24 protein-coding genes, 1 tRNA gene and 1 pseudogene are annotated in these 24,868 nt (G+C 61.4%); all 26 read right to left on the bottom strand.

Annotated features, from left to right (window positions below; all coding sequences use genetic code 11):
* Positions 1 to 4: 4 nt before the first annotated feature.
* Positions 5 to 277 carry a 30S ribosomal protein S17 gene (rpsQ, locus tag QZM72_RS18595; protein ID WP_006477189.1) on the bottom strand — a complete coding sequence of 91 codons (273 nt, stop codon included), beginning with the start codon at positions 275 to 277 and terminating at the stop codon, positions 5 to 7.
* Positions 274 to 468 carry a 50S ribosomal protein L29 gene (rpmC, locus tag QZM72_RS18590; protein WP_006400652.1) on the bottom strand — a complete coding sequence of 65 codons (195 nt, stop codon included), beginning with the start codon at positions 466 to 468 and terminating at the stop codon, positions 274 to 276. Before rpmC ends, rpsQ begins: the two co-directional genes overlap by 4 nt.
* 9 nt (positions 469 to 477) lie before the next feature.
* A complete protein-coding gene (gene rplP, locus QZM72_RS18585) occupies positions 478 to 894 on the bottom strand; it encodes a 50S ribosomal protein L16 (protein WP_006482873.1) in 417 nt (138 codons plus the stop codon).
* A 2-nt stretch (positions 895 to 896) separates the two neighbouring features.
* Positions 897 to 1,697 (bottom strand): 30S ribosomal protein S3, encoded by an 801-nt coding sequence (gene rpsC, locus QZM72_RS18580; RefSeq protein ID WP_006482899.1) that lies wholly within the window; start codon positions 1,695 to 1,697, stop codon positions 897 to 899.
* Positions 1,698 to 1,708: 11 nt separating this feature from the next.
* Positions 1,709 to 2,038: a 50S ribosomal protein L22 gene (gene rplV / locus QZM72_RS18575; RefSeq protein WP_004199272.1), complete on the bottom strand. Its 330-nt coding sequence runs from the start codon at positions 2,036 to 2,038 to the stop codon at positions 1,709 to 1,711.
* A gap of 12 nt (positions 2,039 to 2,050) precedes the next feature.
* Entirely contained in the window at positions 2,051 to 2,326 is a 276-nt protein-coding gene (gene rpsS, locus QZM72_RS18570; protein WP_004199273.1) for a 30S ribosomal protein S19, read from the bottom strand.
* Between the two features lie 10 nt (positions 2,327 to 2,336).
* On the bottom strand, positions 2,337 to 3,164 hold the full coding sequence (rplB, locus tag QZM72_RS18565; RefSeq protein WP_006482900.1) for a 50S ribosomal protein L2: 828 nt from the start codon (positions 3,162 to 3,164) through the stop codon (positions 2,337 to 2,339).
* 2 nt (positions 3,165 to 3,166) lie between these two features.
* Positions 3,167 to 3,481 carry a 50S ribosomal protein L23 gene (gene rplW / locus QZM72_RS18560; RefSeq protein ID WP_004199275.1) on the bottom strand — a complete coding sequence of 105 codons (315 nt, stop codon included), beginning with the start codon at positions 3,479 to 3,481 and terminating at the stop codon, positions 3,167 to 3,169.
* Entirely contained in the window at positions 3,478 to 4,098 is a 621-nt protein-coding gene (gene rplD, locus QZM72_RS18555; RefSeq protein WP_006477192.1) for a 50S ribosomal protein L4, read from the bottom strand. The genes rplW and rplD overlap by 4 nt, the downstream gene beginning before the upstream one ends.
* A complete protein-coding gene (gene rplC, locus QZM72_RS18550) occupies positions 4,098 to 4,748 on the bottom strand; it encodes a 50S ribosomal protein L3 (RefSeq protein WP_006482922.1) in 651 nt (216 codons plus the stop codon). Before rplC ends, rplD begins: the two co-directional genes overlap by 1 nt.
* Positions 4,749 to 4,925: 177 nt before the next feature.
* Entirely contained in the window at positions 4,926 to 5,237 is a 312-nt protein-coding gene (gene rpsJ / locus QZM72_RS18545) for a 30S ribosomal protein S10 (RefSeq protein ID WP_004199280.1), read from the bottom strand.
* A 286-nt stretch (positions 5,238 to 5,523) separates the two neighbouring features.
* Entirely contained in the window at positions 5,524 to 6,714 is a 1,191-nt protein-coding gene (gene tuf / locus QZM72_RS18540; RefSeq protein WP_011350666.1) for an elongation factor Tu, read from the bottom strand.
* 42 nt (positions 6,715 to 6,756) lie between these two features.
* Positions 6,757 to 8,859, bottom strand: coding sequence for an elongation factor G (gene fusA / locus QZM72_RS18535; protein ID WP_044849034.1), 2,103 nt, complete (start codon positions 8,857 to 8,859; stop codon positions 6,757 to 6,759).
* A gap of 123 nt (positions 8,860 to 8,982) precedes the next feature.
* A complete protein-coding gene (gene rpsG / locus QZM72_RS18530) occupies positions 8,983 to 9,453 on the bottom strand; it encodes a 30S ribosomal protein S7 (protein WP_006477195.1) in 471 nt (156 codons plus the stop codon).
* A gap of 172 nt (positions 9,454 to 9,625) precedes the next feature.
* Positions 9,626 to 10,006 carry a 30S ribosomal protein S12 gene (gene rpsL, locus QZM72_RS18525; RefSeq protein ID WP_006400662.1) on the bottom strand — a complete coding sequence of 127 codons (381 nt, stop codon included), beginning with the start codon at positions 10,004 to 10,006 and terminating at the stop codon, positions 9,626 to 9,628.
* A 226-nt stretch (positions 10,007 to 10,232) separates the two neighbouring features.
* Positions 10,233 to 12,080, bottom strand: a complete 1,848-nt coding sequence (gene recQ, locus QZM72_RS18520) for a DNA helicase RecQ (RefSeq protein WP_089466457.1) — start codon at positions 12,078 to 12,080, stop codon at positions 10,233 to 10,235.
* Positions 12,081 to 12,357: 277 nt separating this feature from the next.
* On the bottom strand, positions 12,358 to 16,599 hold the full coding sequence (gene rpoC, locus QZM72_RS18515; protein WP_089466456.1) for a DNA-directed RNA polymerase subunit beta': 4,242 nt from the start codon (positions 16,597 to 16,599) through the stop codon (positions 12,358 to 12,360).
* A 21-nt stretch (positions 16,600 to 16,620) separates the two neighbouring features.
* On the bottom strand, positions 16,621 to 20,727 hold the full coding sequence (gene rpoB / locus QZM72_RS18510; RefSeq protein ID WP_089466455.1) for a DNA-directed RNA polymerase subunit beta: 4,107 nt from the start codon (positions 20,725 to 20,727) through the stop codon (positions 16,621 to 16,623).
* Between the two features lie 381 nt (positions 20,728 to 21,108).
* Positions 21,109 to 21,483, bottom strand: a complete 375-nt coding sequence (gene rplL, locus QZM72_RS18505; protein WP_006477198.1) for a 50S ribosomal protein L7/L12 — start codon at positions 21,481 to 21,483, stop codon at positions 21,109 to 21,111.
* 63 nt (positions 21,484 to 21,546) lie between these two features.
* Complete coding sequence (gene rplJ, locus QZM72_RS18500) at positions 21,547 to 22,044, bottom strand: 50S ribosomal protein L10 (RefSeq protein WP_011546647.1); 498 nt, start codon at positions 22,042 to 22,044, stop codon at positions 21,547 to 21,549.
* Between the two features lie 308 nt (positions 22,045 to 22,352).
* The gene (gene rplA / locus QZM72_RS18495; RefSeq protein WP_006482906.1) at positions 22,353 to 23,051 is read right to left on the bottom strand and encodes a 50S ribosomal protein L1; all 699 of its coding nucleotides are present in this window, start codon (positions 23,049 to 23,051) and stop codon (positions 22,353 to 22,355) included.
* Positions 23,052 to 23,483: a 50S ribosomal protein L11 gene (gene rplK, locus QZM72_RS18490; RefSeq protein ID WP_006477201.1), complete on the bottom strand. Its 432-nt coding sequence runs from the start codon at positions 23,481 to 23,483 to the stop codon at positions 23,052 to 23,054.
* Positions 23,484 to 23,624: 141 nt separating this feature from the next.
* Complete coding sequence (gene nusG / locus QZM72_RS18485; protein WP_006400672.1) at positions 23,625 to 24,182, bottom strand: transcription termination/antitermination protein NusG; 558 nt, start codon at positions 24,180 to 24,182, stop codon at positions 23,625 to 23,627.
* 1 nt (position 24,183) lies between these two features.
* Positions 24,184 to 24,564: a preprotein translocase subunit SecE gene (secE, locus tag QZM72_RS18480; protein WP_006482892.1), complete on the bottom strand. Its 381-nt coding sequence runs from the start codon at positions 24,562 to 24,564 to the stop codon at positions 24,184 to 24,186.
* A gap of 42 nt (positions 24,565 to 24,606) precedes the next feature.
* Positions 24,607 to 24,682: transfer RNA gene (locus QZM72_RS18475), tRNA-Trp, on the bottom strand.
* Between the two features lie 59 nt (positions 24,683 to 24,741).
* Positions 24,742 to 24,868, bottom strand: a pseudogene (locus QZM72_RS18470) (elongation factor Tu); the annotation flags it as partial.

Below are 24,868 nucleotides of genomic sequence, written 5' to 3'. Positions count from 1 at the left end.
CCGCTTAGATGACGCGAGCAGCTTCGACGAGGCGCGACACCGTCCAGGCCTTCGTCTTCGAAACAGGACGCGTTTCCTGGATTTCGACGAGATCGCCTTCGTTGTAGGTGTTCGCTTCATCGTGCGCGTGGTACTTCTTCGAGCGCACGACATACTTGCCGTAGATCGGATGCTTGACGCGGTGCTCGATCAGCACGGTGACGGTCTTGTCCATCTTGTTGCTGACGACCCGACCGACCAGCGTCCGCTTCAGCGAGGTTTTCACGCTATCGTTCATTTCTGGTTCGCCTTCTGAGTCATGACGGTCCGCACACGTGCGATGTCGCGACGAACCTTCTTCAGCTGACTCGTGTTCGTGAGCTGCTGGGTCGCGAGTTGCATGCGCAGGCCGAATTGCGCCTTCAGCAGGTCCGCCAGCTCCTTGTTGAGCGCGGCCTGGTCTTTCTGGAGAAGTTCGGAAGCCTTCATGTTTTCTCCTTAGGCGCCGAGCTGGCGCACGATGAATGCCGTCTTCAGCGGCAGCTTGGCTGCGGCCAGACGGAACGCTTCGCGTGCCAGTTCTTCGGTTACGCCGTCCATTTCATAGAGCATCTTGCCCGGCTGAATCTCGGCGACGTAGTACTCCGGGTTACCCTTACCGTTACCCATACGCACTTCGGCCGGCTTCTGCGAAATCGGCTTGTCCGGGAAGATCCGGATCCAGATGCGGCCGCCACGCTTGATGTGACGCGTCATTGCACGACGCGCCGCTTCAATCTGACGTGCGGTCAAACGACCGCGACCGATCGCCTTCAGGCCGAATTCACCGAACGACACTGCGTTGCCGCGCGTCGCCTTGCCGGTGTTACGACCCTTCTGCTCTTTACGATACTTTCTGCGTTTCGGTTGCAGCATCGTTATTCTCCAGTCTTGCCGTCTTCGGGCTTGCCGGCGCCACGGCGCGGTGCGCCACGACGAGCACCCGGAGCGCCGCCTTCGCCGTCACGGCGCGGACGACGGTCGCCCGGACGCGCATTGCGACGCGGACGCTTGTCTTCGGCTACTTCTTCCACCACCGGTGCGTCGTTGCGGCCGAGCGTATCGCCCTTGTAGACCCACACCTTGACGCCGATGATCCCGTAAGTCGTCTTCGCTTCCGAAGTCGCGTAGTCGATATCGGCACGCAGCGTGTGAAGCGGCACGCGACCTTCGCGATACCACTCCGTACGAGCGATTTCGATACCGTTCAGACGGCCTGCGCTCATGATCTTGATGCCTTGGGCACCCAGACGCATCGCGTTCTGCATCGCACGCTTCATCGCGCGACGGAACATGATCCGGCGCTCGAGCTGTTGCGTGATCGAGTCAGCGATCAGCTGAGCATCGGTTTCCGGCTTGCGGATTTCTTCGATGTTGACGTGAACCGGCACGCCCATGCGGCGTTGCAGTTCCGTCTTCAGCTGTTCGATATCCTCGCCCTTCTTGCCGATGACCACGCCCGGACGCGAGCTGTAAATCGTGATGCGCGCGTTCTTCGCCGGACGCTCGATGACCACCCGACCGACCGAAGCGTTCTTCAGCTTCTTCTTCAGGTATTCACGAACACCGATGTCTTCCTGCAGCATCGCCGCGAAATTGTTGTTGTTCGCGTACCAACGCGAAGCCCAATTGCGGCTGACAGCCAGGCGGAAGCCAGTCGGATGAATTTTCTGTCCCATCGTATGGCTCCTTAATTCCCGACCGTCACAGTGATGTGACAGGATTGCTTCTCGATGCGGTTACCGCGGCCCTTGGCGCGCGCGGTGAAACGCTTGAGCGATGCAGCCTTGTCGACGTAGATGCTCTTGATCTTGAGCTCGTCGATATCAGCGCCTTCGTTGTGCTCCGCATTCGCGATTGCCGACAGCACAACCTTCTTCACGATGCCAGCCGCCTTCTTCGGCGAGAACGTCAGAACGTTCAGCGCCTTGTCGACCGGCAAACCGCGGATCTGGTCAGCCACAAGGCGCGTTTTCTGCGCCGAGATGCGGGCACCGCGATGAATTGCTTTCACTTCCATCTTGATTGCCCCTTATTTCTTGGCCTTCTTGTCGGCTGCGTGACCCTTGAACGTACGGGTCAGTGCGAACTCGCCAAGCTTGTGGCCGACCATGTTTTCCGAGATATACACCGGAACGTGTTGACGGCCGTTGTGAACAGCGATCGTCAGGCCGATGAAATCCGGCAGAATCGTCGAACGACGCGACCAGGTCTTGATCGGCTTTTTGTCGCGCGAAGCTGCAGCCGCCTCAACTTTCTTCAGCAAATGGGCGTCGCAGAACGGACCTTTTTTAACAGAACGTGCCATTGCCTACTCCTTAACGCTTGTGACGGCGCTGGACGATCATCGTCGTCGTGCGCTTGTTGCTGCGGGTGCGGTAACCCTTAGCCGGCGTACCCCACGGGCTCACCGGGTCGCGACCTGCAGCCGTCTTGCCCTCACCACCACCGTGCGGGTGATCGACCGGGTTCATCGCAACGCCACGCACCGTCGGGCGGATACCGCGCCAGCGGTTCGCGCCAGCCTTGCCGATCTGGCGCAGGCTATGCTCTTCGTTGCCGACTTCACCGATCGTTGCACGGCACTCGATGTGCACGCGACGGATTTCGCCCGAACGCAGACGAACCTGCGCGTAGACGCCTTCACGTGCCAGCAGCATGGCCGACGTGCCAGCCGAACGCGCCATTTGCGCGCCCTTGCCCGGCAGCATCTCGATGCAGTGGATCGTCGTACCGACCGGAATGTTGCGGATCGGCAGCGTGTTGCCTGCACGGATCGGCGCTTCCGAACCCGACATCAGCTGTTGGCCGACGGTCAGGCCCTTCGGGGCGATGATGTAGCGACGTTCGCCGTCTGCGTAGAGCACCAGCGCGATGTTCGCGCTGCGGTTCGGGTCGTACTCGAGACGTTCGACCTTTGCCGGAATGCCATCCTTCGTGCGACGGAAATCGACGATACGGTAGTGCTGCTTGTGACCACCACCCTTGTGACGCGTGGTGATACGGCCGTTGTTGTTACGGCCGGCGGTCGAGCTCTGCGAGTCGAGCAGTGCCGCGAACGGCTTGCCCTGGTGCAGGTTCTTGTTGACCACCTTGACCATCGCGCGGCGACCCGGCGATGTCGGCTTAACTTTAACGATTGCCATGATTACTTGGCCTCCGCTTCAAAGTTGATTTCCTGGCCGGGCTTCAGGCAAACGTACGCCTTCTTCACGTCCTTGCGGCGGCCCATCGAACGGCCGAAGCGCTTTTGCTTGCCCTTCTGAACCAGCACGTTGACCGAATCAACTTCAACCTTGAACAGCAGCTCGACAGCCGCCTTCACTTCCTGCTTCGTGGCATCCGGTGCGACTTCGAACACGACTTGCTCGTTCTTGTCGGCAACCAGCGTCGCCTTTTCCGAGATCACCGGTGCGAGCAGGACCTGCATCAAACGATGATCGTTCTTGCGAATCTCGCTCATGACAGCAACTCCTCGATCTGGGCGACCGCAGCCTTCGTGACCAGCACTTTCTTGAAGTAGATCAGCGACAGCGGGTCAGCGTAGCGCGGCTCGACAATCGCCACGTGCGGCAGGTTGCGCGAAGCCAGGTACAGGTTCTCGTCGACCGTGTCCGTGATGATCAGAACGGAATCGAGACCCATGGTCTTGAATTTGTCGGCCAGCAGCTTGGTCTTCGGCGCTTCGAGGATGATGTCCTCGACGACCGACAGACGGCCTTCACGGGCCAGCTGCGAGAAGATCGAGCAGAGACCTGCGCGATGCATCTTCTTGTTGACCTTGTGCGAGAAGTTTTCTTCCGGCGAATTCGGGAAGATACGACCACCGCCACGCCACAGCGGGCTCGACGACATACCGGCACGAGCGCGGCCCGTACCCTTCTGGCGCCACGGCTTCTTGGTCGTGTGCTTGACTTGCTCACGGTCCTTCTGTGCGCGGTTACCCTGGCGAGCATTCGCCTGGTATGCGACGACGACCTGGTGGATCAGCGCTTCGTTGTAGTCACGACCGAACACGACGTCCGATGCGTTGACCACTGCACCTTCCTGACCATTTTCGTTCAGGAGCTTGAGTTCCATTATTTCGCCCCCTTGGTCTTGACGGCCGGCGTCACGAAGACCTTGCCGCCCTTCGCGCCCGGAATCGCACCCTTCACGAGCAGCAGCTTGCGCTCTGCGTCGATACGAGCGATTTCGAGGTTCTGCACCGTCACCGTCACGTCACCCATGTGACCCGTCATGCGTTTACCCGGGAAAACACGACCCGGATCCTGCGCCATACCGATCGAGCCCGGCACGTTGTGCGAGCGCGAGTTACCGTGCGTGGCACGGCCGGAGGAGAAGTTGTAACGCTTGATCGTACCGGCGTAGCCCTTACCGATCGACACGCCTTGCACGTCGACCTTCTGGCCCACTTCGAAAAGATCTGCACCGACCACGGCGCCATTCGACAGCTCGGCTGCCTTGGCCGCGTCAATGCGGAATTCCTTGAGGATTTCACCGGCTTCGACACCGGCTTTGGCGAGATGACCTGCCAGCGGCTTCGTCACGCGCGATGCGCGGCGGGAGCCGAATGCAACCTGCACGGCCGTGTAGCCGTCGGTTTCAACAGTCTTGATCTGCGTCACGCGGTTGTCCGACACGTCCAGCACGGTGACGGGAATCGAATCCCCTTCAGCCGTGAAGATACGGGTCATGCCAACCTTGCGACCTACGAGTCCAAGGCTCATCATTTTCTCCATTCCCGACTGCGATTGGTCGGGGCTGATTTACAAAATGCCGGGCACGCAAGGCCCAACTTTTTACGCGAATACGCGAAAAGCCAAGCAGTATAGCCCGACTTCTCGATTTCCGCAAGCAATACAAAGACTTAGCGCCGCCCGGCATGCCGCTCGGCGCTGGAAGCCTTACTGCAGCTTGATTTCCACGTCGACGCCAGCCGGCAGGTCGAGCTTCATCAGCGCGTCGACGGTCTTGTCCGTCGGATCGACGATGTCCATCAGGCGCTGGTGGGTGCGGATTTCAAGCTGATCGCGCGACGTCTTGTTGACGTGCGGCGAACGCAGGATGTCAAAACGCTGAATGCGCGTCGGCAGCGGCACCGGGCCACGGACGATTGCGCCAGTCCGCTTCGCGGTATCGACGATTTCGGCAGCCGATTGATCGATCAGACGATAGTCGAATGCCTTCAGGCGAATGCGGATTTTTTGTTGCTGCATGACAATTCCTTGGAAAGAGCGAGGCGATGTTGCATCGCCGGACACTAAAAGAACGTGAAACATGACACCAGCGGGGAGCGAAGCATCAGGTTCCGGACAGTACTTCCACTGCTAAGCCCGCGATTCTACACGAAAATTCGCAGTGGTGGTGGGCGTTTGTCAATAGAGCGATCGCACGCCACAAAGAAAAACCGGATGCCAGATCGAACTGGACACCCGGTTTCGACGGTACACAACTGCTTACCGTGGAATCGCGGACCCCGAAAGGGTCCGCGGATCGTCGATATTACTCGATGATCTTGGCGACGACGCCGGCGCCGACCGTACGGCCGCCTTCGCGGATCGCGAAGCGCAGACCTTCTTCCATCGCGATCGGAGCGATCAGCTTCACCGTGATCGACACGTTGTCGCCCGGCATCACCATTTCCTTGTCCTTCGGCAGCTCGATCGAGCCCGTCACGTCCGTCGTACGGAAGTAGAACTGCGGACGGTAGTTGTTGAAGAACGGCGTGTGACGGCCGCCTTCGTCCTTGCTCAGCACGTACACTTCAGCCGTGAAGTGCGTGTGCGGCGTGATCGAACCCGGCTTCGCCAGAACCTGGCCACGCTCCACGTCTTCACGCTTCGTGCCGCGCAGCAGGATACCCACGTTGTCGCCCGCTTGACCTTGGTCCAGCAGCTTGCGGAACATTTCAACGCCCGTGCAGGTCGTCTTCACCGTCGGCTTGATACCGACGATTTCGATTTCCTCGCCGACCTTCACGATGCCGCGCTCGACACGACCCGTCACCACCGTACCGCGGCCCGAGATTGAGAACACGTCTTCCACCGGCATCAGGAACGCACCGTCAACCGCACGCTCCGGCGTCGGGATGTACGTGTCCAGCGCGTCGGCCAGGCTCATGATCGCCACTTCACCCAGCTCGCCCGTGTCGCCTTCCAGCGCCAGCTTGGCCGAACCCTTCACGATCGGCGTGTCGTCGCCCGGGAAGTCATACTTCGACAGCAGTTCGCGAACTTCCATCTCGACCAGCTCGAGCAGTTCAGCGTCGTCCACCATGTCGCACTTGTTCAGGAACACGATGATGTACGGAACGCCAACCTGACGTGCCAGCAGGATGTGCTCGCGCGTTTGCGGCATCGGGCCGTCTGCTGCCGAGCAAACCAGGATCGCGCCGTCCATCTGCGCTGCGCCCGTGATCATGTTCTTCACATAGTCAGCGTGGCCCGGGCAGTCGACGTGTGCGTAGTGGCGGTTAGCCGTTTCGTACTCGACGTGCGCCGTGTTGATCGTGATGCCGCGCGCCTTTTCTTCCGGTGCCGCGTCGATCTGGTCGTACGCCTTCGCTTCCCCGCCGAACTTCTTCGTCAGAACCGTCGTGATCGCTGCCGTCAGCGTCGTCTTGCCGTGGTCAACGTGACCAATCGTACCAACGTTCACGTGCGGCTTGGTCCGCTCAAATTTACCTTTTGCCATGATTCTCTTCTTTCAAAAAATAATCGATTGGTAGCTACAGATTTACTTCGACTTCGCGCTGATGATCGCTTCGGCCACGTTGCGCGGAGCTTCAGCGTAGTGCTTGAACTCCATCGTGTACGTTGCACGACCTTGCGTCAGCGAGCGCAGCGACGTCGAGTAGCCGAACATTTCCGACAGCGGCACTTCGGCGCGCACGATCTTGCCGCCGCCAACCATGTCTTCCATGCCCTGGACGATACCGCGACGGCCCGACAGGTCGCCCATCACGTTGCCCATGTAGTCTTCCGGCGTCTCGACTTCGACAGCCATCATCGGCTCGAGGACGACCGGGTTCGCCTTGCGCATCGCTTCCTTGAACGCCATCGAACCGGCCATGCGGAACGCGTTTTCGTTCGAGTCAACGTCGTGGTACGAACCGAACGTCAGGTGAACCTTCACGTCGACGACCGGGAAGCCAGCCAGCACGCCCGACTTCAGCGTGTCCTGGATACCCTTGTCGACCGCCGGGATGTATTCACGCGGAATCACACCACCCTTGATCTCGTCGAAGAACTCGTAGCCCTTGCCTTGTTCGTTCGGCTCGAGCGTGATGACCGCGTGACCGTACTGGCCGCGACCACCCGACTGCTTGACGAACTTGCCGTCGACATCCTTCGCCGTCGAACGGATCGTTTCGCGGTACGCAACCTGCGGCTTGCCGACGGTCGCCTCCACGCCGAATTCACGCTTCATCCGGTCGACCAGAATTTCGAGGTGGAGCTCGCCCATGCCCGAAATGATGGTCTGGCCCGACTCTTCGTCGGTCTGCACGCGGAACGACGGGTCTTCCTGAGCCAGACGGTTCAGTGCGAGGCCCATCTTTTCCTGGTCAGCCTTGGTCTTCGGCTCGACTGCCTGCGAAATCACCGGCTCCGGGAACACCATGCGTTCGAGAACGATCGGGTTCGCCGGGTCGCACAGCGTGTCGCCCGTGGTCGCTTCCTTCAGGCCGACCGCTGCGGCGATGTCGCCTGCGCGGACTTCCTTGATTTCTTCACGCTGGTTCGCGTGCATCTGCAGAATCCGGCCGAGGCGTTCCTTCTTGCCCTTGGTCGAGTTCAGCAGCGTGTCGCCCGAGTTGACGACGCCCGAGTACACACGGAAGAAGATCAGCTGGCCGACGAACGGGTCGGTCATGATCTTGAACGCGAGCGACGAGAACTTCTCTTCGTCCGACGCCTTGCGCTCTGCTTCTTCGCCGTTTTCGAGTTCGCCCTTGACCGGCGGGATGTCGACCGGCGACGGCAGGAAGTCGATCACGGCGTCGAGCATACGCTGCACGCCCTTGTTCTTGAACGCGGTACCGCACAGCATCGGCTGGATTTCGCACGCGATCGTACGATCACGCAGCGCCTTGACGATGTCGGCTTCCGGCAGATCGCCTTCTTCCAGGTACTTGTTCATCAGGTCTTCGCTGGCTTCGGCAGCCACTTCGACCATCTTTTCGCGCCATTCCTTGCAGGTCTCCGCGAGCTCGGCCGGGATGTCGACGTAGTCGAACTTCGTGCCTTGCGACGCTTCGTCCCAAATGATCGCCTTCATCTTGATCAGGTCGACCACGCCCTTGAAGTTTTCTTCCGAGCCGATCGGCACCACGACCGGAACCGGGTTCGCCTTCAGGCGCAGACGGAGCTGGTCGTAGACCTTGAAGAAGTTCGCGCCGGTACGGTCCATCTTGTTGACGAACGCGAGACGCGGCACCTTGTACTTGTTCGCCTGGCGCCACACCGTTTCCGACTGCGGCTGCACGCCGCCCACTGCGCAGTACACCATGCACGCGCCGTCGAGCACGCGCATCGAACGCTCCACTTCGATCGTGAAGTCGACGTGGCCCGGGGTGTCGATGATGTTGATGCGGTGTTCCGGATAGTTGCCGCCCATGCCCTTCCAGAAGGCCGTGGTAGCAGCGGACGTGATCGTGATGCCACGTTCCTGTTCCTGCTCCATCCAGTCCATCGTGGCTGCGCCGTCGTGGACTTCACCGATCTTGTGGTTCACACCGGTGTAAAACAGAATGCGCTCGGTCGTCGTCGTTTTGCCGGCGTCGATGTGAGCGCTAATACCGATATTGCGGTAGCGCTCGATAGGAGTCTTGCGAGCCACTTTGATCCTCTACTGGGATGACGTGATGCAGCCCTGCCGCATCACGCCTCAACACAAACGGGCGAGGCGCCTGAAAAGCGCACCCGCCCGGAATTTATTTCCGCAAACAGCCCAGCCAGGCGCTTAGAAACGGAAATGCGAGAACGCGCGGTTGGCTTCTGCCATGCGGTGAACTTCGTCGCGCTTCTTCATCGCGCCGCCACGGCCTTCGGCCGCTTCGGAGAGTTCACCTGCCAGGCGCAGGGCCATCGACTTCTCGCTGCGCTTCTTCGCAGCCTCACGCAGCCAGCGCATCGCCAATGCCATACGACGCGACGGGCGCACTTCGACCGGAACTTGATAGTTGGCACCACCAACGCGACGGCTCTTCACTTCGACCACCGGCTTCACGTTGTTGAGCGCAACCGTGAACACTTCCAGCGGGTCCTTGCCACCCTTGGTCTGGATTTGTTCGAATGCGCCATAAACGATGCGCTCCGCGACCGACTTCTTGCCGGACAGCATCAGCATGTTCATGAACTTGGCAACATCAACGTTACCGAACTTCGGATCCGGCAACACTTCCCGCTTGGGGACTTCGCGACGACGCGGCATGATTCTTCCTTTACTTGTTCAGTTGGAGCTGAATTCAGCTCCGCGGCCACCAACAAACCCGATCACATCTTCACGACTAACCAGCTTGGCCGGGTGACCACTTACTCGACAGCACCGGCAATCCGGCACTCCCGCCTTGACCGCCCTGCGGCGATCCCTGATCAAAAACTGCTTACTTGGCAGCCTTTGCACGCTTCGCGCCGTACTTCGAACGCGCTTGCTTACGGTCCTTGACGCCCTGGGTATCCAGCGAGCCGCGAACCATGTGGTAACGCACACCCGGCAAGTCCTTCACACGGCCGCCGCGGATCAGCACAACCGAGTGTTCCTGCAGGTTGTGGCCTTCACCGCCGATGTACGAAATCACTTCGAAGCCGTTCGTCAGACGAACCTTGGCGACCTTACGGAGTGCCGAGTTCGGCTTCTTCGGCGTCGTCGTGTACACACGGGTGCACACGCCGCGACGCTGGGGGCAGTCCTGCAGGGCCGGGCTCTTGCTTTTCGTCGTTTCCGACTGACGGCCTTTGCGAACCAGTTGGTTGATGGTTGGCATTGTTTATTCCTGAAATTGAACAAAATCTGCACGCCGATTTCGGGCAAAGCGAGAATCGACGCACAGTTGACTTCCGAACCGGCGAATCGGGTGCGAACTGTCGAACGCGACTCGGCCCACCGAATACCGGAACCCATCATGATATTCCGGAAATACCAACTAAGTCAACGGCTTGCGTGATTTTCCGGGCAACCGGGTGGTTTACAGCGGGGGTCGGAACGCTGTGTCAGGCCGATTCGACGACGTCGATGATCTCGTCGCCGAAGCGCTCGAGCTTGCGCACGCCCATGCCGGGGATGTGGCGCAGGTCGTCGATCGTCTCCGGCGCGTTGCGCGCGATTTCGGCGAGCGTCGCGTCGTGGAAGATCACATAGGCCGGCACGCCGTCCGTCTTCGCGGTTTCCGCACGCCATGCGCGCAGCGCGTCCCACCGCGCGCGCTCGCGGGCGCCCATGCCGGCCGTCGGGTCGACGCGCGTGCCGCTGCGGCTCGACGACTGGCGCGTGCGCTGCGGCTTCACGTAGCGGCGCAGCGTGACCTTTTCCTCGTTCTTCAGCACCGGCTTCGCGGCCTCGGTGAGCACCAGCGCGCCGAAGCCGCCATGATCGACGGCCAGGTAGCCGTACGCGACCAGCTGCCGGAAAATCGCGCGCCACTCGGGCTCGGACAGCGCCGCGCCGATACCGAACGTGCTCAACTGGTCGTGGCCGCGCTGCAGCACCTTCTCGGTGCGGCCGCCGCGCAGGATCTCGATCAGATGGCTCGCGCCGAAGTTGAAGCCGCTCGCGCGCTGCGCGCGGAACACGCACGACAGCGCCATCTGCGCCTCGCGCGTCGCGTCCCATGAATCGGGCGGTTCGAGGCACGTGTCGCAGTTGCCGCACGGCTGGCTCGCCTCGCCGAAGTAGTTCAGCAGCCGCACGCGGCGGCACGAGATCGTCTCGCACAGCCCGAGCAGCGCGTCGAGCTTCGACGTCTGCACGCGTTTGTGCGCGTCGTCCGCGTCCGACTCGTCGATCATCTTGCGCTGCTGGACGACGTCGCCGAGGCCATACGCCATCCACGCGTTCGCCGGCATCCCGTCGCGGCCCGCCCGGCCGGTTTCCTGGTAGTAGCCTTCGACGCTCTTCGGCAAATCGAGGTGCGCGACGAAGCGCACGTCGGGCTTGTCGATGCCCATGCCGAACGCGATCGTCGCGCACATCACGATGCCTTCCTCGCGCTGGAACATTTCCTGGTGCTTCTGCCGCACCTCGAACTCCATGCCCGCGTGATACGGCAACGCCCGCACGCCCTGCGCCTTCAGCCATTCGGCCGTTTCCTCGACCTTGCGGCGCGACAGGCAATAGACGACGCCGGCATCCGTCGTGCCGTCTGCATTCGTGTGCTCGGCGCGGATGAAGTCGAGCAGTTGCGCGCGCGCATTGTCCTTTTCGACGATCCGGTAGCGGATGTTCGGGCGGTCGAAGCTCGACACGAACACGCGCGCGTCGTCGAGCGCGAGACGATGGATGATCTCGTCGCGCGTGATCGCATCGGCGGTGGCGGTCAGCGCGATGCGCGGCACCGACGGGAAGCGCTCGTGCAGCACCGACAGCTGGATGTATTCCGGGCGGAAATCGTGCCCCCATTGCGACACGCAGTGCGCTTCGTCGATCGCGAACAGGCCGATCTTCGCGCGCTCGAGCAGGTCGAGGAAGCGCCCCGTCATCAAGCGCTCCGGCGCGACGTATAGCAGATCGATTTCGCCCTCGCGCAGCGCGCGCTCGGTGGCCGCCGCCTCGGCGCCCGACAGCGTCGAATTCAGGTAGGCCGCGCGCACGCCGACTTCGCTCAACGCGGCGACCTGGTCCTGCATCAGCGCGATCAGCGGCGACACCACGATGCCGGCGCCCTGGCCGGCCTCGCGGCGCAGCAGCGCGGGAATCTGGTAGCACAGCGACTTGCCGCCGCCGGTCGGCATCAGCACGAGGCAATCGCCGCCGCCGGCGACGTGCTCGACGATCTCGCCCTGCTGGCCGCGAAAGGCGGAGTAACCAAAGACTTCGTCGAGTATTTCGAGGGCGCGGGACATGAATGAGACCAGGGACGGCTAAACGATGACCGCAATTTTAACAACCCGCTCGCGCGACGCGTGGCGAATCGCACGATGCTGGCCATTCGGTCAGGGTTCGTTCGCGTGCATCACGGGCCTGTCGCGGTCATGCCGAAGGCGATCGCGGCGCATGCGCCGGCGCGGCACAGGCACGTCATGCGCGTGAACGAAGGGTGAAAAAAAACCGCCCGGCAGAACCGGGCGGTTTCGGTGGCAGCGATGATAGCAAGGCAACGCGGCTTGCGCCGCGCCGCGCTTACTCGGCTGCCGGGTGTTGCGGCTCTTCCGCCGGCGCACTCGGCGTGCCGAAGTCGAATGCCTCTTCCGCTGCGATCTGGTCGAAACGCTCGCGATCCGACGATTCCTTCGCCTTGCGTGCCTTGTGGAACGCGAGACCCGTACCGGCCGGGATCAGGCGGCCGACGATCACATTTTCCTTCAGGCCGCGCAGATCGTCGCGCTTGCCCATGATCGCCGCTTCGGTCAGCACGCGGGTCGTTTCCTGGAACGATGCCGCGGAGATGAACGAGTCGGTCGACAGCGACGCCTTCGTGATACCGAGCAGCACGTTGTCGTACGAAGCCGGGCGCTTGCCCTCGGCGATCATGCGATCGTTCTCGTCCAGCATGTCGGAACGCTCGACCTGTTCGCCCGGGATGAAGCGCGTATCGCCGTTGTCGGTGATCTGCACACGACGCAGCATCTGGCGAACGATCACCTCGATGTGCTTGTCGTTGATCTTCACGCCCTGCAGACGGTACACGTCCTGCACTTCGTCGACGATGTAGCGCGACAGCGCCTCGATACCCTGCAGACGCAGGATGTCGTGCGGATCGGCCGGACCGTCCACGATCATTTCGCCCTTGTTGACGACCTGGGCATCGTGAACCAGAACCTGCTTTTCCTTCGCGATCAGGAACTCGTGCTGGTTGCCCTCGAGGTCCGTGATGACGAGACGCTGCTTGCCCTTCGTGTCCTTGCCGAACGACGTCGTACCGGTGACTTCCGCGAGAATGCCGGCATCCTTCGGCGAACGCGCTTCGAACAGTTCCGCCACCCGCGGCAGACCGCCGGTAATGTCACGCGTCTTCTGCGCTTCCGTCGGGATACGTGCGAGCACTTCACCGACCTGCACCTGCTGGCCATCCTTCACGGTGATCAGCGCGCCGACCTGGAAGCCGATCTGCACCGCGTGTTCCGTGCCCGGAATCTTCACTTCCTCGCCGTTCGCGTCGAGCAGCTTCACCTGCGGACGCACGCTCTTCGAAGCCTGCGAACCGCGGCGCTTCACGTCGATCACGACCAGCGTCGACAGGCCGGTCACGTCGTCGATCTGCTTCGCGACGGTCACGCCTTCCTCGACGTTCTCGAACTTCACCGTACCACCGTACTCGGTGATGATCGGGCGCGTCAGCGGATCCCACGTGGCGAGCTGCGTGCCGGCCTTGATCGTCGCGCCGTCGAGCTGCAGCAGCGTCGCGCCGTACGGCACTTTGTGACGCTCGCGCTCGCGACCGAAGTCGTCGGTGATCATCGCTTCGCCCGAACGCGAAATGACGATCTGCTCGCCCTTCGCGTTCGTGACGTAGCGCATCGTCGCCGTGAAGCGGACGATACCGTTGCTCTTCGCCTCGACCGACGAGGCCACTGCCGCACGCGATGCCGCACCACCGATGTGGAACGTACGCATCGTCAGCTGCGTGCCCGGTTCGCCGATCGACTGCGCCGCGATCACGCCGACGGCTTCGCCGACGTTCACGAGCGAGCCGCGGCCGAGGTCGCGGCCGTAGCAGGCCGCGCACAGGCCGTAACGCGTTTCGCAGGTCAGCGGCGTGCGCACGCGCACTTCGTCGATGCCGAGGCGTTCGATTTCCTCGACCGCCGTTTCGTCGAGCAGCGTGCCCGATTCGTACAGCGTTTCCTGCGTTTCCGGGTTCACGACGTCCGCGACCGCGACGCGGCCGAGGATACGGTCGCGCAGCGCTTCGACGACTTCACCGCCTTCGACCAGCGCCTTCATCGCCACGCCGTTCGACGTGCCGCAATCGTCTTCCACCACGACCAGATCCTGCGTGACGTCGACCAGACGACGCGTCAGGTAACCCGAGTTCGCGGTCTTCAGTGCCGTATCAGCCAGACCCTTACGTGCACCGTGGGTCGAGATGAAGTACTGCAACACGTTCAGACCTTCGCGGAAGTTCGCGGTAATCGGCGTCTCGATAATCGAGCCGTCCGGCTTCGCCATCAGGCCGCGCATACCGGCCAGCTGACGAATCTGCACCGCCGAACCCCGGGCGCCCGAGTCGGCCATCATGTAGATCGAGTTGAACGACTCCTGGCGCGTCTCGTTGCCGTCGCGGTCCGTCACCGGCTCCGTCGACAGCTGCTCCATCATCGCCTTGCCGACCGCTTCCGACGTTGCCGACCAGATGTCGACCACGTTGTTGTAGCGTTCCTGCGCGGTGACGAGACCCGACATGTACTGGCGGTCGTACTCCTTCACCTTCTTCGCGGCGTCGCCGACGATCGTTTCCTTCTGCGGCGGCACGAGCATGTCGTCCACGCAGATCGAAATGCCGGCACGCGTCGCGAGACGGAAACCCGACTGCATCAGCTGGTCGGCAAACACGACCGTCGCGCGCAGACCGCACTTGCGGAACGCCGTGTTGATCAGGCGCGAGATTTCCTTCTTCTTCAGCGGCTTGTTCAGCACCGAGAACGGCAGGCCGTGCGGCAGGATCTCCGACAGGATCGCGCGACCGACGGTCGTCGCGTACAGCGAGATCTTCGGCACGAACGGCGGCGCGCCTTCCGACTTGTCTTCGTTGTGGACCATTTCGGTGATCCGCACGTTGACGCGCGAGGCCAGCTCGACTTCCTTGTTCTCGTACGCGCGGATGACTTCCGACACGCCCGTGAACGACAGGCCTTCGCCCTTGCCGTTGACCGCTTCGCGGGTCGCGTAGTACAGACCCAGCACGATATCCTGCGACGGCACGATCGACGGATCGCCGTTGGCCGGGAACAGCACGTTGTTCGACGCGAGCATCAGCGTGCGCGCTTCCATCTGCGCTTCGAGCGACAGCGGCACGTGAACGGCCATCTGGTCACCGTCGAAGTCGGCGTTGAACGCCGCGCAGACGAGCGGGTGCAGCTGGATCGCCTTGCCTTCGATCAGCACCGGCTCGAACGCCTGGATACCGAGACGGTGCAGCGTCGGCGCACGGTTCAGCATCACCGGGTGCTCGCGGATCACCTCTTCGAGGATGTCCCACACCACCGGCGTCTGGTTCTCGACTTCCTTCTTCGCAGCCTTGATGGTCGTAGCGACGCCCATCACTTCCAGCTTGTTGAAGATGAACGGCTTGAACAGCTCGAGCGCCATCAGCTTCGGCAGGCCGCACTGGTGCAGCTTCAGCGTCGGGCCGACCACGATGACCGAACGGCCCGAGTAGTCGACGCGCTTGCCCAGCAGGTTCTGACGGAAACGACCGCCCTTGCCCTTGATCATGTCGGCGAGCGACTTCAGCGGACGCTTGTTCGCGCCCGTCATCGCCTTGCCGCGACGACCGTTGTCGAGCAGCGAGTCGACGGCTTCCTGCAGCATCCGCTTTTCGTTGCGGACGATGATTTCAGGGGCCTTCAGCTCGAGCAGGCGCTTCAACCGGTTGTTACGGTTGATCACGCGGCGATACAGGTCGTTCAGGTCCGACGTCGCGAAACGGCCGCCATCCAGCGGCACGAGCGGACGCAGTTCCGGCGGCAGCACCGGCAGCACTTCGAGGATCATCCACTCGGGCTTGATGCCCGAGCGCTGGAATGCCTCGAGGACCTTCAGGCGCTTCGCGTACTTCTTGATCTTCGCTTCCGAGCCGGTGTTCTTCAGCTCGGTGCGCAGCGTCTCGACCTGCTCGTCGATGTTGATCGCGCGCAGCAGTTCACGCACGCCTTCCGCGCCCATCTCGGCACGGAATTCGTCGCCGTATTCCTCGACCTTGTTGTAGTAATCCTCTTCGGTCATGATCTGCCGCGCCTTCAGCGGCGTCATGCCCGGTTCGATCACCACGTACGCTTCGAAGTACAGCACGCGTTCGATGTCGCGCAGCGTCATGTCGAGCACCATGCCCAGACGCGACGGCAGCGACTTCAGGAACCAGATGTGCGCGACCGGCGAGGCCAGCTCGATGTGGCCCATCCGTTCGCGACGCACCTTCGCCAGCGTCACTTCGACGCCGCACTTCTCGCAGATCACGCCGCGGTGCTTCAGGCGCTTGTACTTGCCGCACAGGCACTCGTAGTCCTTGATCGGCCCGAAGATCTTCGCGCAGAACAGACCATCGCGTTCCGGCTTGAACGTACGGTAGTTGATGGTCTCCGGCTTCTTCACTTCGCCGAACGACCACGAACGGATCTTGTCGGGCGAGGCCAGACCGATCTTGATCGCGTCGAAAACTTCTTCCTGTTGGACTTGCTTGAATAGATCGAGCAGAGCTTTCATTGCTTTCTCTCCGTAGTCCGATTAATTGCGGTCGAGATCGATATCGATACCGAGCGAGCGGATTTCCTTCACGAGCACGTTGAAGGATTCCGGCATGCCTGCATCGATCACGTGATCGCCCTTGACGAGGTTTTCGTACACCTTCGTCCGGCCGGTCACGTCGTCCGACTTCACCGTCAGCATTTCCTGCAGCACGTAGGACGCGCCGTACGCTTCGAGCGCCCACACTTCCATTTCACCGAAACGCTGGCCACCGAACTGCGCCTTACCACCCAGCGGCTGCTGCGTGACGAGCGAGTACGGGCCGGTCGAACGTGCGTGCATCTTGTCGTCGACCAAGTGGTGCAGCTTCAGGTAGTGCATGTAGCCGAGCGTCACGCGACGTTCGAACATTTCACCCGTGCGGCCGTCGTACAGGCGAACCTGGTTCTTCGACGGGTTCATGCCGAGCTGTTCGGCGATGTCGTCCGGGAACGCGAGGTTGAGCATCTTGCCCATTTCTTCCTCGGTCGCACCGTCGAACACCGGCGTCGCGAACGGCACGCCTTCGCGCAGGTTCTTCGCGAGTTCGAGGATCTCGTCGTCGGTGAAGCTTTCCAGATCTTCCTGGCGGCCCGACTCGTTGTAGATCTTCGTCAGGAACGTGCGCAGTTCCTCGATCTTCGCCTGACGCTGCAGCATTTCGCCGATACGCCAGCCGAGGCCCTTCGCGGCCCAGCCGAGGTGCACTTCCAGAACCTGACCCACGTTCATCCGCGACGGCACGCCGAGCGGGTTCAGCACGACGTCTGCCGGACGGCCGTCGGCCATGTACGGCATGTCTTCGATCGGAACGATCTTCGACACGACACCCTTGTTACCGTGACGGCCTGCCATCTTGTCGCCAGGCTGCAGACGGCGCTTCACCGCGAGGTACACCTTGACCATCTTCAGCACGCCCGGCGGCAGTTCGTCGCCTTGCGTGAGCTTCTTGCGCTTCTCTTCGAACGCGAGGTCGAACTGGTGACGCTTCTCTTCGATCGAGTTCTTGATCGCTTCGAGCGACGCCGCTGCCTCGTCGTCCGCCAGGCGGATGTCGAACCAGTGGTAGTGGTCGAGGTCTTCCAGGTAAGCCTGGTCGATCTTCGTGCCCTTCGCGAGCTTCTTCGGACCGCCGTTCGCGACCTTGCCCACGAGCATGCGCGCGAGACGCTGGAACGCGTCGCCTTCCACGATGCGCAGCTGGTCGTTCAGGTCGAGACGGTAGCGCTTCAGTTCGTCGTCGATGATCTGTTGCGCACGCTTGTCGCGCTGGATGCCTTCACGCGTGAACACCTGGACGTCGATCACGGTGCCGCTCATGCCCGACGGCACGCGCAGCGACGTGTCCTTCACGTCCGAAGCCTTCTCGCCGAAGATCGCGCGCAGCAGCTTCTCTTCCGGCGTCAGCTGGGTCTCGCCCTTCGGCGTGACCTTGCCGACCAGCACGTCGCCCGCTTCGACTTCCGCACCGATGTACACGATGCCCGATTCGTCGAGACGGCCGAGCTGGACTTCCGCCAGGTTCGAGATGTCGCGCGTGATTTCTTCCGGCCCGAGCTTCGTGTCGCGTGCGACGACGTTCAGCTCTTCGATGTGGATCGACGTGTAGCGATCGTCCGCGACCACCTTCTCCGAGATCAGGATCGAATCCTCGAAGTTGTAGCCGTTCCACGGCATGAACGCGATCAGCATGTTCTGGCCGAGCGCGAGCTCGCCCAGGTCCGTCGAGGCGCCGTCGGCCAGCACGTCGCCGCGCGAGACCTTGTCGCCCATCTTCACGATCGGACGCTGGTTGATGTTCGTGTTCTGGTTCGAACGCGTGTACTTGATCAGGTTGTAGATGTCGACACCGACTTCACCCGCGACCGCTTCGTCGTCGTTCACGCGAATCACGATACGGCCTGCGTCGACGTAGTCGACCACACCGCCGCGGAACGCCTGGACCGTCGTACCCGAGTCGACCGCGCAGGTGCGCTCGATGCCCGTACCGACGACCGGCTTTTCCGGACGCAGACACGGCACGGCCTGACGCTGCATGTTCGAACCCATCAGTGCACGGTTCGCGTCATCGTGCTCGAGGAACGGAATCAGCGAGGCTGCCACCGACACGATCTGCGACGGCGCGACGTCCATGTACTGGATACGATCCGGCGTGACCATCATCGTTTCGCCGGCTTCGCGCGACGACACGAGTTCGTCGATCAGCTGGCCGTTCTCGTCGATCGCGGCGTTCGCCTGCGCGATCATGTAGCGGCCTTCCTCGATCGCCGACAGGTAGTCGATCTGGTCGGTCACCTTGCTGTCCACGACCTTGCGGTACGGCGTCTCGAGGAAGCCGTACTCGTTCAGGTGCGCGTACAGCGCGAGCGAGTTGATCAGGCCGATGTTCGGACCTTCCGGCGTTTCGATCGGGCACACGCGACCGTAGTGGGTCGGGTGCACGTCGCGAACTTCGAAGCCTGCGCGCTCGCGCGTCAGACCGCCCGGGCCCAGTGCGGAAACACGGCGCTTGTGCGTGATTTCCGACAGCGGGTTGGTCTGGTCCATGAACTGCGACAGCTGCGACGAACCGAAGAACTCGCGGATCGCCGACGAAATCGGCTTCGAGTTGATCAGGTCGTGCGGCATCAGGTTTTCGCTTTCGGCCTGGCCGAGGCGTTCCTTGACCGCGCGCTCGACACGCACGAGACCCGCCCGGAACTGGTTTTCCGCCAATTCGCCGACGCAACGCACGCGACGGTTGCCGAGGTGGTCGATGTCGTCCACTTCGCCCTTGCCGTTGCGCAGCTCGACGAGGATCTTGATCGTCGCGAGGATGTCGTCGTCCTGCAGCGTCATCGGGCCGACGATCTCGTCGCGGCCGACGCGGCGGTTGAACTTCATGCGGCCGACCTTCGACAGGTCGTACGCTTCTTCGCTGTAGAACAGACGGTTGAACAGCGCCTCGACCGCTTCTTCGGTCGGCGGCTCGCCCGGACGCATCATGCGGTAGATCGCGATGCGCGCGGCCGTCTTGTCGGTCGTTTCGTCGACACGCAGCGTCGACGAGATGTACGGGCCCTGGTCCAGATCGTTCGTGTAGAGCGTCTGGATGTCCTTGATGCCCGCTTCGCGCAGCTTCTCGAGCACGCTTTCCGTGACTTCGTCGTTTGCGCTCGCGATCACTTCGCCGGTGTCGCCGTCGACGACGTTCTTCGCCAGCACGCGGCCGAGCAGGTAGTCTTCCGGCACCGAGATGAACTTGGTCTTCGCGGCTTCGAGGTCGCGAATGTGCTTCGCGTTGATCCGCTTGTCCTTCTGGACGATGACCTTGCCATCACGATCCGTGATGTCGAAGCGCGCGACTTCGCCACGCAGGCGCTCGGGCACGAACTCGAGTTGCGCGCCTTCGTCCATCAGCGTGAAGTTGTCGAACACGAAGAAGTTCGCGAGGATCTGTTCCGGCGTCAGGCCGATGGCCTTCAGCAGGATCGTGACCGGCATCTTGCGGCGACGGTCGACGCGGAAGTACAGGATGTCCTTCGGATCGAATTCGAAGTCGAGCCACGAGCCGCGGTACGGAATGATCCGTGCCGAGAACAGCAGCTTGCCCGAGCTGTGCGTCTTGCCCTTGTCGTGTTCGAAGAACACGCCCGGCGAACGGTGCAGCTGCGAGACGATGACACGCTCGGTGCCGTTGATGACGAACGAGCCCGTCGGCGTCATGAGCGGAATTTCGCCCATGTACACTTCCTGCTCCTTCACTTCCTTGACGACCGGCTTGTTCGGCGATTCCTTGTCGAGGATGACGAGGCGGACCTTCGCGCGCAGCGCGGAGCAGTACGTCAGGCCACGCTGCTGGCATTCCTTGATGTTGAATGCCGGCGAGGACAGCGCATAGCTCACGAACTCGAGGCGCGCGAAACCGTTGTGCGAAACAATGGGAAATACCGATGTGAACGCGGCCTGCAAACCCTCAGGCTTACGTTGCGTCGCGGGCACATCGGCTTGCAGAAACGTGCTGAATGATTCAAGCTGGGTAGCCAGCAAGAACGGAACTTGGTGAACGATGGGGCGCTTCGCGAAACTCTTGCGAATGCGCTTCTTCTCGGTGAAGGAATATTGCATACGATCTCCGAATCACGGCGGGTGCTATCGAGGCGGAATACCTGGACGTTTCAAACCCGAGTGTTCACCGACTGAGACCCGATGGCCGTTCGACGGCTTGAACGAGCCGAGAAGCTTGGTGGTTGGCCGCTACCAACCGCTGGCTGACGGCAGCGGATGCCTGTGTTGCCCGCTACCCGACCAAACTTGCCTTCTGCAGTCGCTTCAGAAGACAAAGAGAACCGCCAATCGTGAGTGACTCACCACAACGACCAGGCGGTTTTCTTTGGCTTCTGGGGCCGATTATTCGGGCTCCCGAATGAGTGCCAGAATAACGTCCCCACAAAGCACAAAAAGGCCGGCGGTGAAAATACCGCCAGCCTTCGCACAGCGCGCCGAAACTTACTTGACTTCGACCTTCGCGCCAGCTTCTTCCAGCTTCTTCTTGGCTTCTTCAGCAGCAGCCTTGTCGACGCCTTCCTTGACGGGCTTCGGTGCACCGTCAACCAGGTCCTTCGCTTCCTTCAGGCCCAGGCCCGTCAGTTCGCGAACGGCCTTGATGACCGACACCTTGTTGGCGCCGGCTTCAGCCAGGACGACCGTGAATTCGGTCTTCTCTTCTGCTGCAGCAGCTGCGCCGCCGCCTGCCGGGCCAGCGACTGCCACTGCAGCTGCCGACACGCCAAACTTCTCTTCGAACGCCTTGACCAGTTCGTTCAGTTCCAGAACGGTCATCCCTTCGACTGCTGCCAGGATGTCTTCTTTTGCGATTGCCATTTGAAATACTCCTAAATTGAATTCGGATACAGCCAGCGATCAGTAACGCTGATGCACGTTCGCTTACGCAGCTTCCGCTTGCTTCTTCTCGGCCAGCGCGGCGAGAGCACGCGCGAAGCCCGAAACAGGCGATTGCATAACGAACAGCAGCTTCGAGAGCAGTTCTTCGCGGCTCGGGATGCTTGCCAGCGCTTGCACGCCAGCCTTGTCCATCACCTTGCCATCGAACGAACCAGCCTTGATGACCAACTTTTCATTGCTCTTGCTGAAGTCGTTGACGACCTTGGCAGCAGCAATGGCATCTTCCGAGATGCCGTAGATCAGGGGACCAGTCATCTGCTCTGCCAGCGGAGCAAAAGGCGTACCTTCGACGGCGCGACGCGCCAGCGTGTTCTTCAACACGCGCAGGTAAACCTGTTGCTCACGCGCTTTCGCGCGCAGCTTGGTCAGATCGCCAACCGCAATTCCACGATACTCAGCCAGCACAACGGTCTGGGCCTTCGCGACTTGCGCGGAAACCTCAGCGACGACGGCTTGCTTGTCTTCTCTATTAAGCGGCACGGTTAGCCTCCAGAAACGATACGTTCGACGCGGCCGGTATGGCCGAAACCTCACGTACCTCGTTCAACAACGGCGTCCGACCTCGTTAGGAGTATTTCCACCTCATGCCGCGAATCGCTTCGCGGCATGCGGCTTCACCACTGCAAAACTTTTTCGGGTTCGCCATCTGCGTTGGCTTGAATTAAGGGATCGCCTGCCTGCTGCGCCCCACCAACGGTCTTTGATAACCGGTTGTTCGCCCTACTGCACGAACAACCGCCCAAAGCCCATGTAGGCCGCCTCGCGAACGAAGCGGCCCGAATACTTGCTTACTGCGCTGCCAGCGTAGCCTGGTCGACACGCACGCCGACGCCCATCGTGCTCGACAGTGCGATCTTGCGCAGGTACACGCCCTTGCTCGTTGCCGGCTTCGCCTTCTGCAGCGCTTCGATCAGCGCCGACAGGTTCGAACGCAGCGCGGTCGGCTCGAACGATGCACGGCCGATGGTCGCGTGGATGATACCGGCCTTGTCGACACGGAATTGCACCTGACCGGCCTTCGCGTTCTTGACGGCGGTTGCGACGTCCGGCGTGACCGTACCGACCTTCGGGTTCGGCATCAGGCCGCGCGGGCCGAGGATCTGGCCGAGCGTACCGACGATACGCATCGTGTCCGGCGAAGCGATCACGATGTCGAAGTCCATCTGGCCGGCCTTGATCTGCTCAGCCAGGTCTTCCATACCGACGATTTCCGCGCCTGCCGCACGTGCCTGCTCGGCCTTTTCGCCTTGCGCGAACACGGCAACGCGAACCGACTTGCCCGTACCTGCCGGCAGAACGACCGAACCACGAACGACCTGGTCCGACTTCTTCGCATCGATGCCGAGCTGGACTGCGACGTCGATCGACTCGTCGAACTTCGCGCTCGCGCATTCCTTCACGAGGCTCAGTGCGTCTTCGATCGCGTACAGCTTCTGACGGTCGACCTTGGCGGCAAATGCCTGACGGCGCTTGGAGATCTTAGCCATTTACACGCCCTCCACAGTGATACCCATCGAGCGTGCGCTACCAGCGATGGTGCGAACGGCTGCGTCCAGATCAGCTGCCGTAAGGTCCGGCATCTTGGTCTTCGCGATTTCTTCGGCTTGAGCGCGCGTGATCGAACCGACCTTGTCGGTGTGCGGCTTGCTCGAGCCCTTGTCCACCTTCGCCGCCTTCTTGATCAGGACGGTTGCCGGCGGCGTCTTCATCACGAACGTGAAGCTCTTGTCAGCGAATGCCGTGATGACCACCGGCACCGGCAGACCCGGCTCCATGCCTTGAGTCTGCGCGTTGAACGCCTTGCAGAACTCCATGATGTTCAGGCCGCGCTGGCCCAGTGCCGGACCGACCGGCGGCGACGGGTTGGCTTTACCTGCAGGGATCTGCAGCTTGATAAAGCCGATAATCTTCTTTGCCATTTGAAACCTCATTGGAACGCCGGAGAAGGCGTTCGGTGAGTGATAACGCGCTTTCGCCGCTGGCTACTGACGCTCCTCAACGGCCATGACGCGGGCCGTAAGCGCGAAGGTGGGCAGCCGAGGCTGCCCACCGAATCGGGATCAAACTTTTTCGACCTGGCCGAACTCGAGTTCGACCGGGGTAGAGCGGCCAAAAATGGTGACCGACACACGCACGCGCGATTTTTCGTAGTTGACTTCTTCGACGGTGCCGTTGAAGTCCGTGAACGGGCCTTCCTTGACACGCACCATCTCGCCGACTTCGAACAGGGTCTTCGGGCGCGGTTTTTCGACGCCTTCCTGCATCTGCGACATGATCTTCTCGACTTCCTTCGGGGAAATCGGGGTCGGGCGGTTACGCGCACCGCCGACGAAACCGGTGACCTTCGCGGTGTTCTTCACGAGGTGCCACGTTTCGTCCGTCATTTCCATTTCCACCAGCACGTAGCCGGGGAAGAAACGACGCTCGGTCACAGCCTTGTGACCACCTTTGACTTCGACCACTTCTTCGGTCGGAACTAGAATCTGACCGAATTTGTCTTGCATGCCAGCACGTTCGATGCGCTCTTGAAGCGCGCGTTGCACGCTCTTCTCCATACCGGAGTAGGCGTGCACGACGTACCAACGCTTTCCGCTCGGGGATGCCGGAGTATCGCTCATATCATTTCCAACCCAGAATCGCCGAGAAAATCACCCATTCGATCGATTTGTCACTCAACCAGAGGAAAATCGCCATCACGAGCACGAAACCGAACACGACGAGTGTGGTTTGCGTTGCTTCCTTGCGGGTGGGCCATACGACCTTCCGGACTTCCTTGTACGAATCCTTGGCAAACGCGATGAGGCTCTTGCCAGGGGCGGACATCAGCCCGACGGCCACGCCGGCGATGATACCTACCGCCAATGCGGCACCGCGGACATACCACTGCTGATTGGCCAGCCAGAAGAAGCCCACGAATCCGGCCAACACCAGCAATACGCCCAGGGCCAGCATCAGCTTATCGCCGGAGGTATTTACAGTTTCGACGGATGGATTCGCCATAACACCTTAAAACAAATGCCACGTGGGACACGTGGCGATTTTTGGCAGGGGCAGAGGGAATCGAACCCCCAACCTTCGGTTTTGGAGACCGACGCTCTGCCAGTTGAGCTATACCCCTAAACCATGCTGGGGCCGGCTGATGCCAGCCCCAAAACTGTCGATCAACGAATAACTGGCTTACTCGATGATCTTGGCGACGACGCCGGCGCCGACCGTACGGCCGCCTTCGCGGATCGCGAAGCGCAGACCTTCTTCCATCGCGATCGGAGCGATCAGCTTCACCGTGATCGACACGTTGTCGCCC

This window comes from Burkholderia sp. AU45388 (assembly GCF_030481585.1).
Classification (GTDB): Bacteria; Pseudomonadota; Gammaproteobacteria; order Burkholderiales; family Burkholderiaceae; genus Burkholderia; species Burkholderia sola.
Note: the sequence above shows the minus strand (reverse complement) of the source record. Positions and strands in the feature narration are given on the sequence as shown.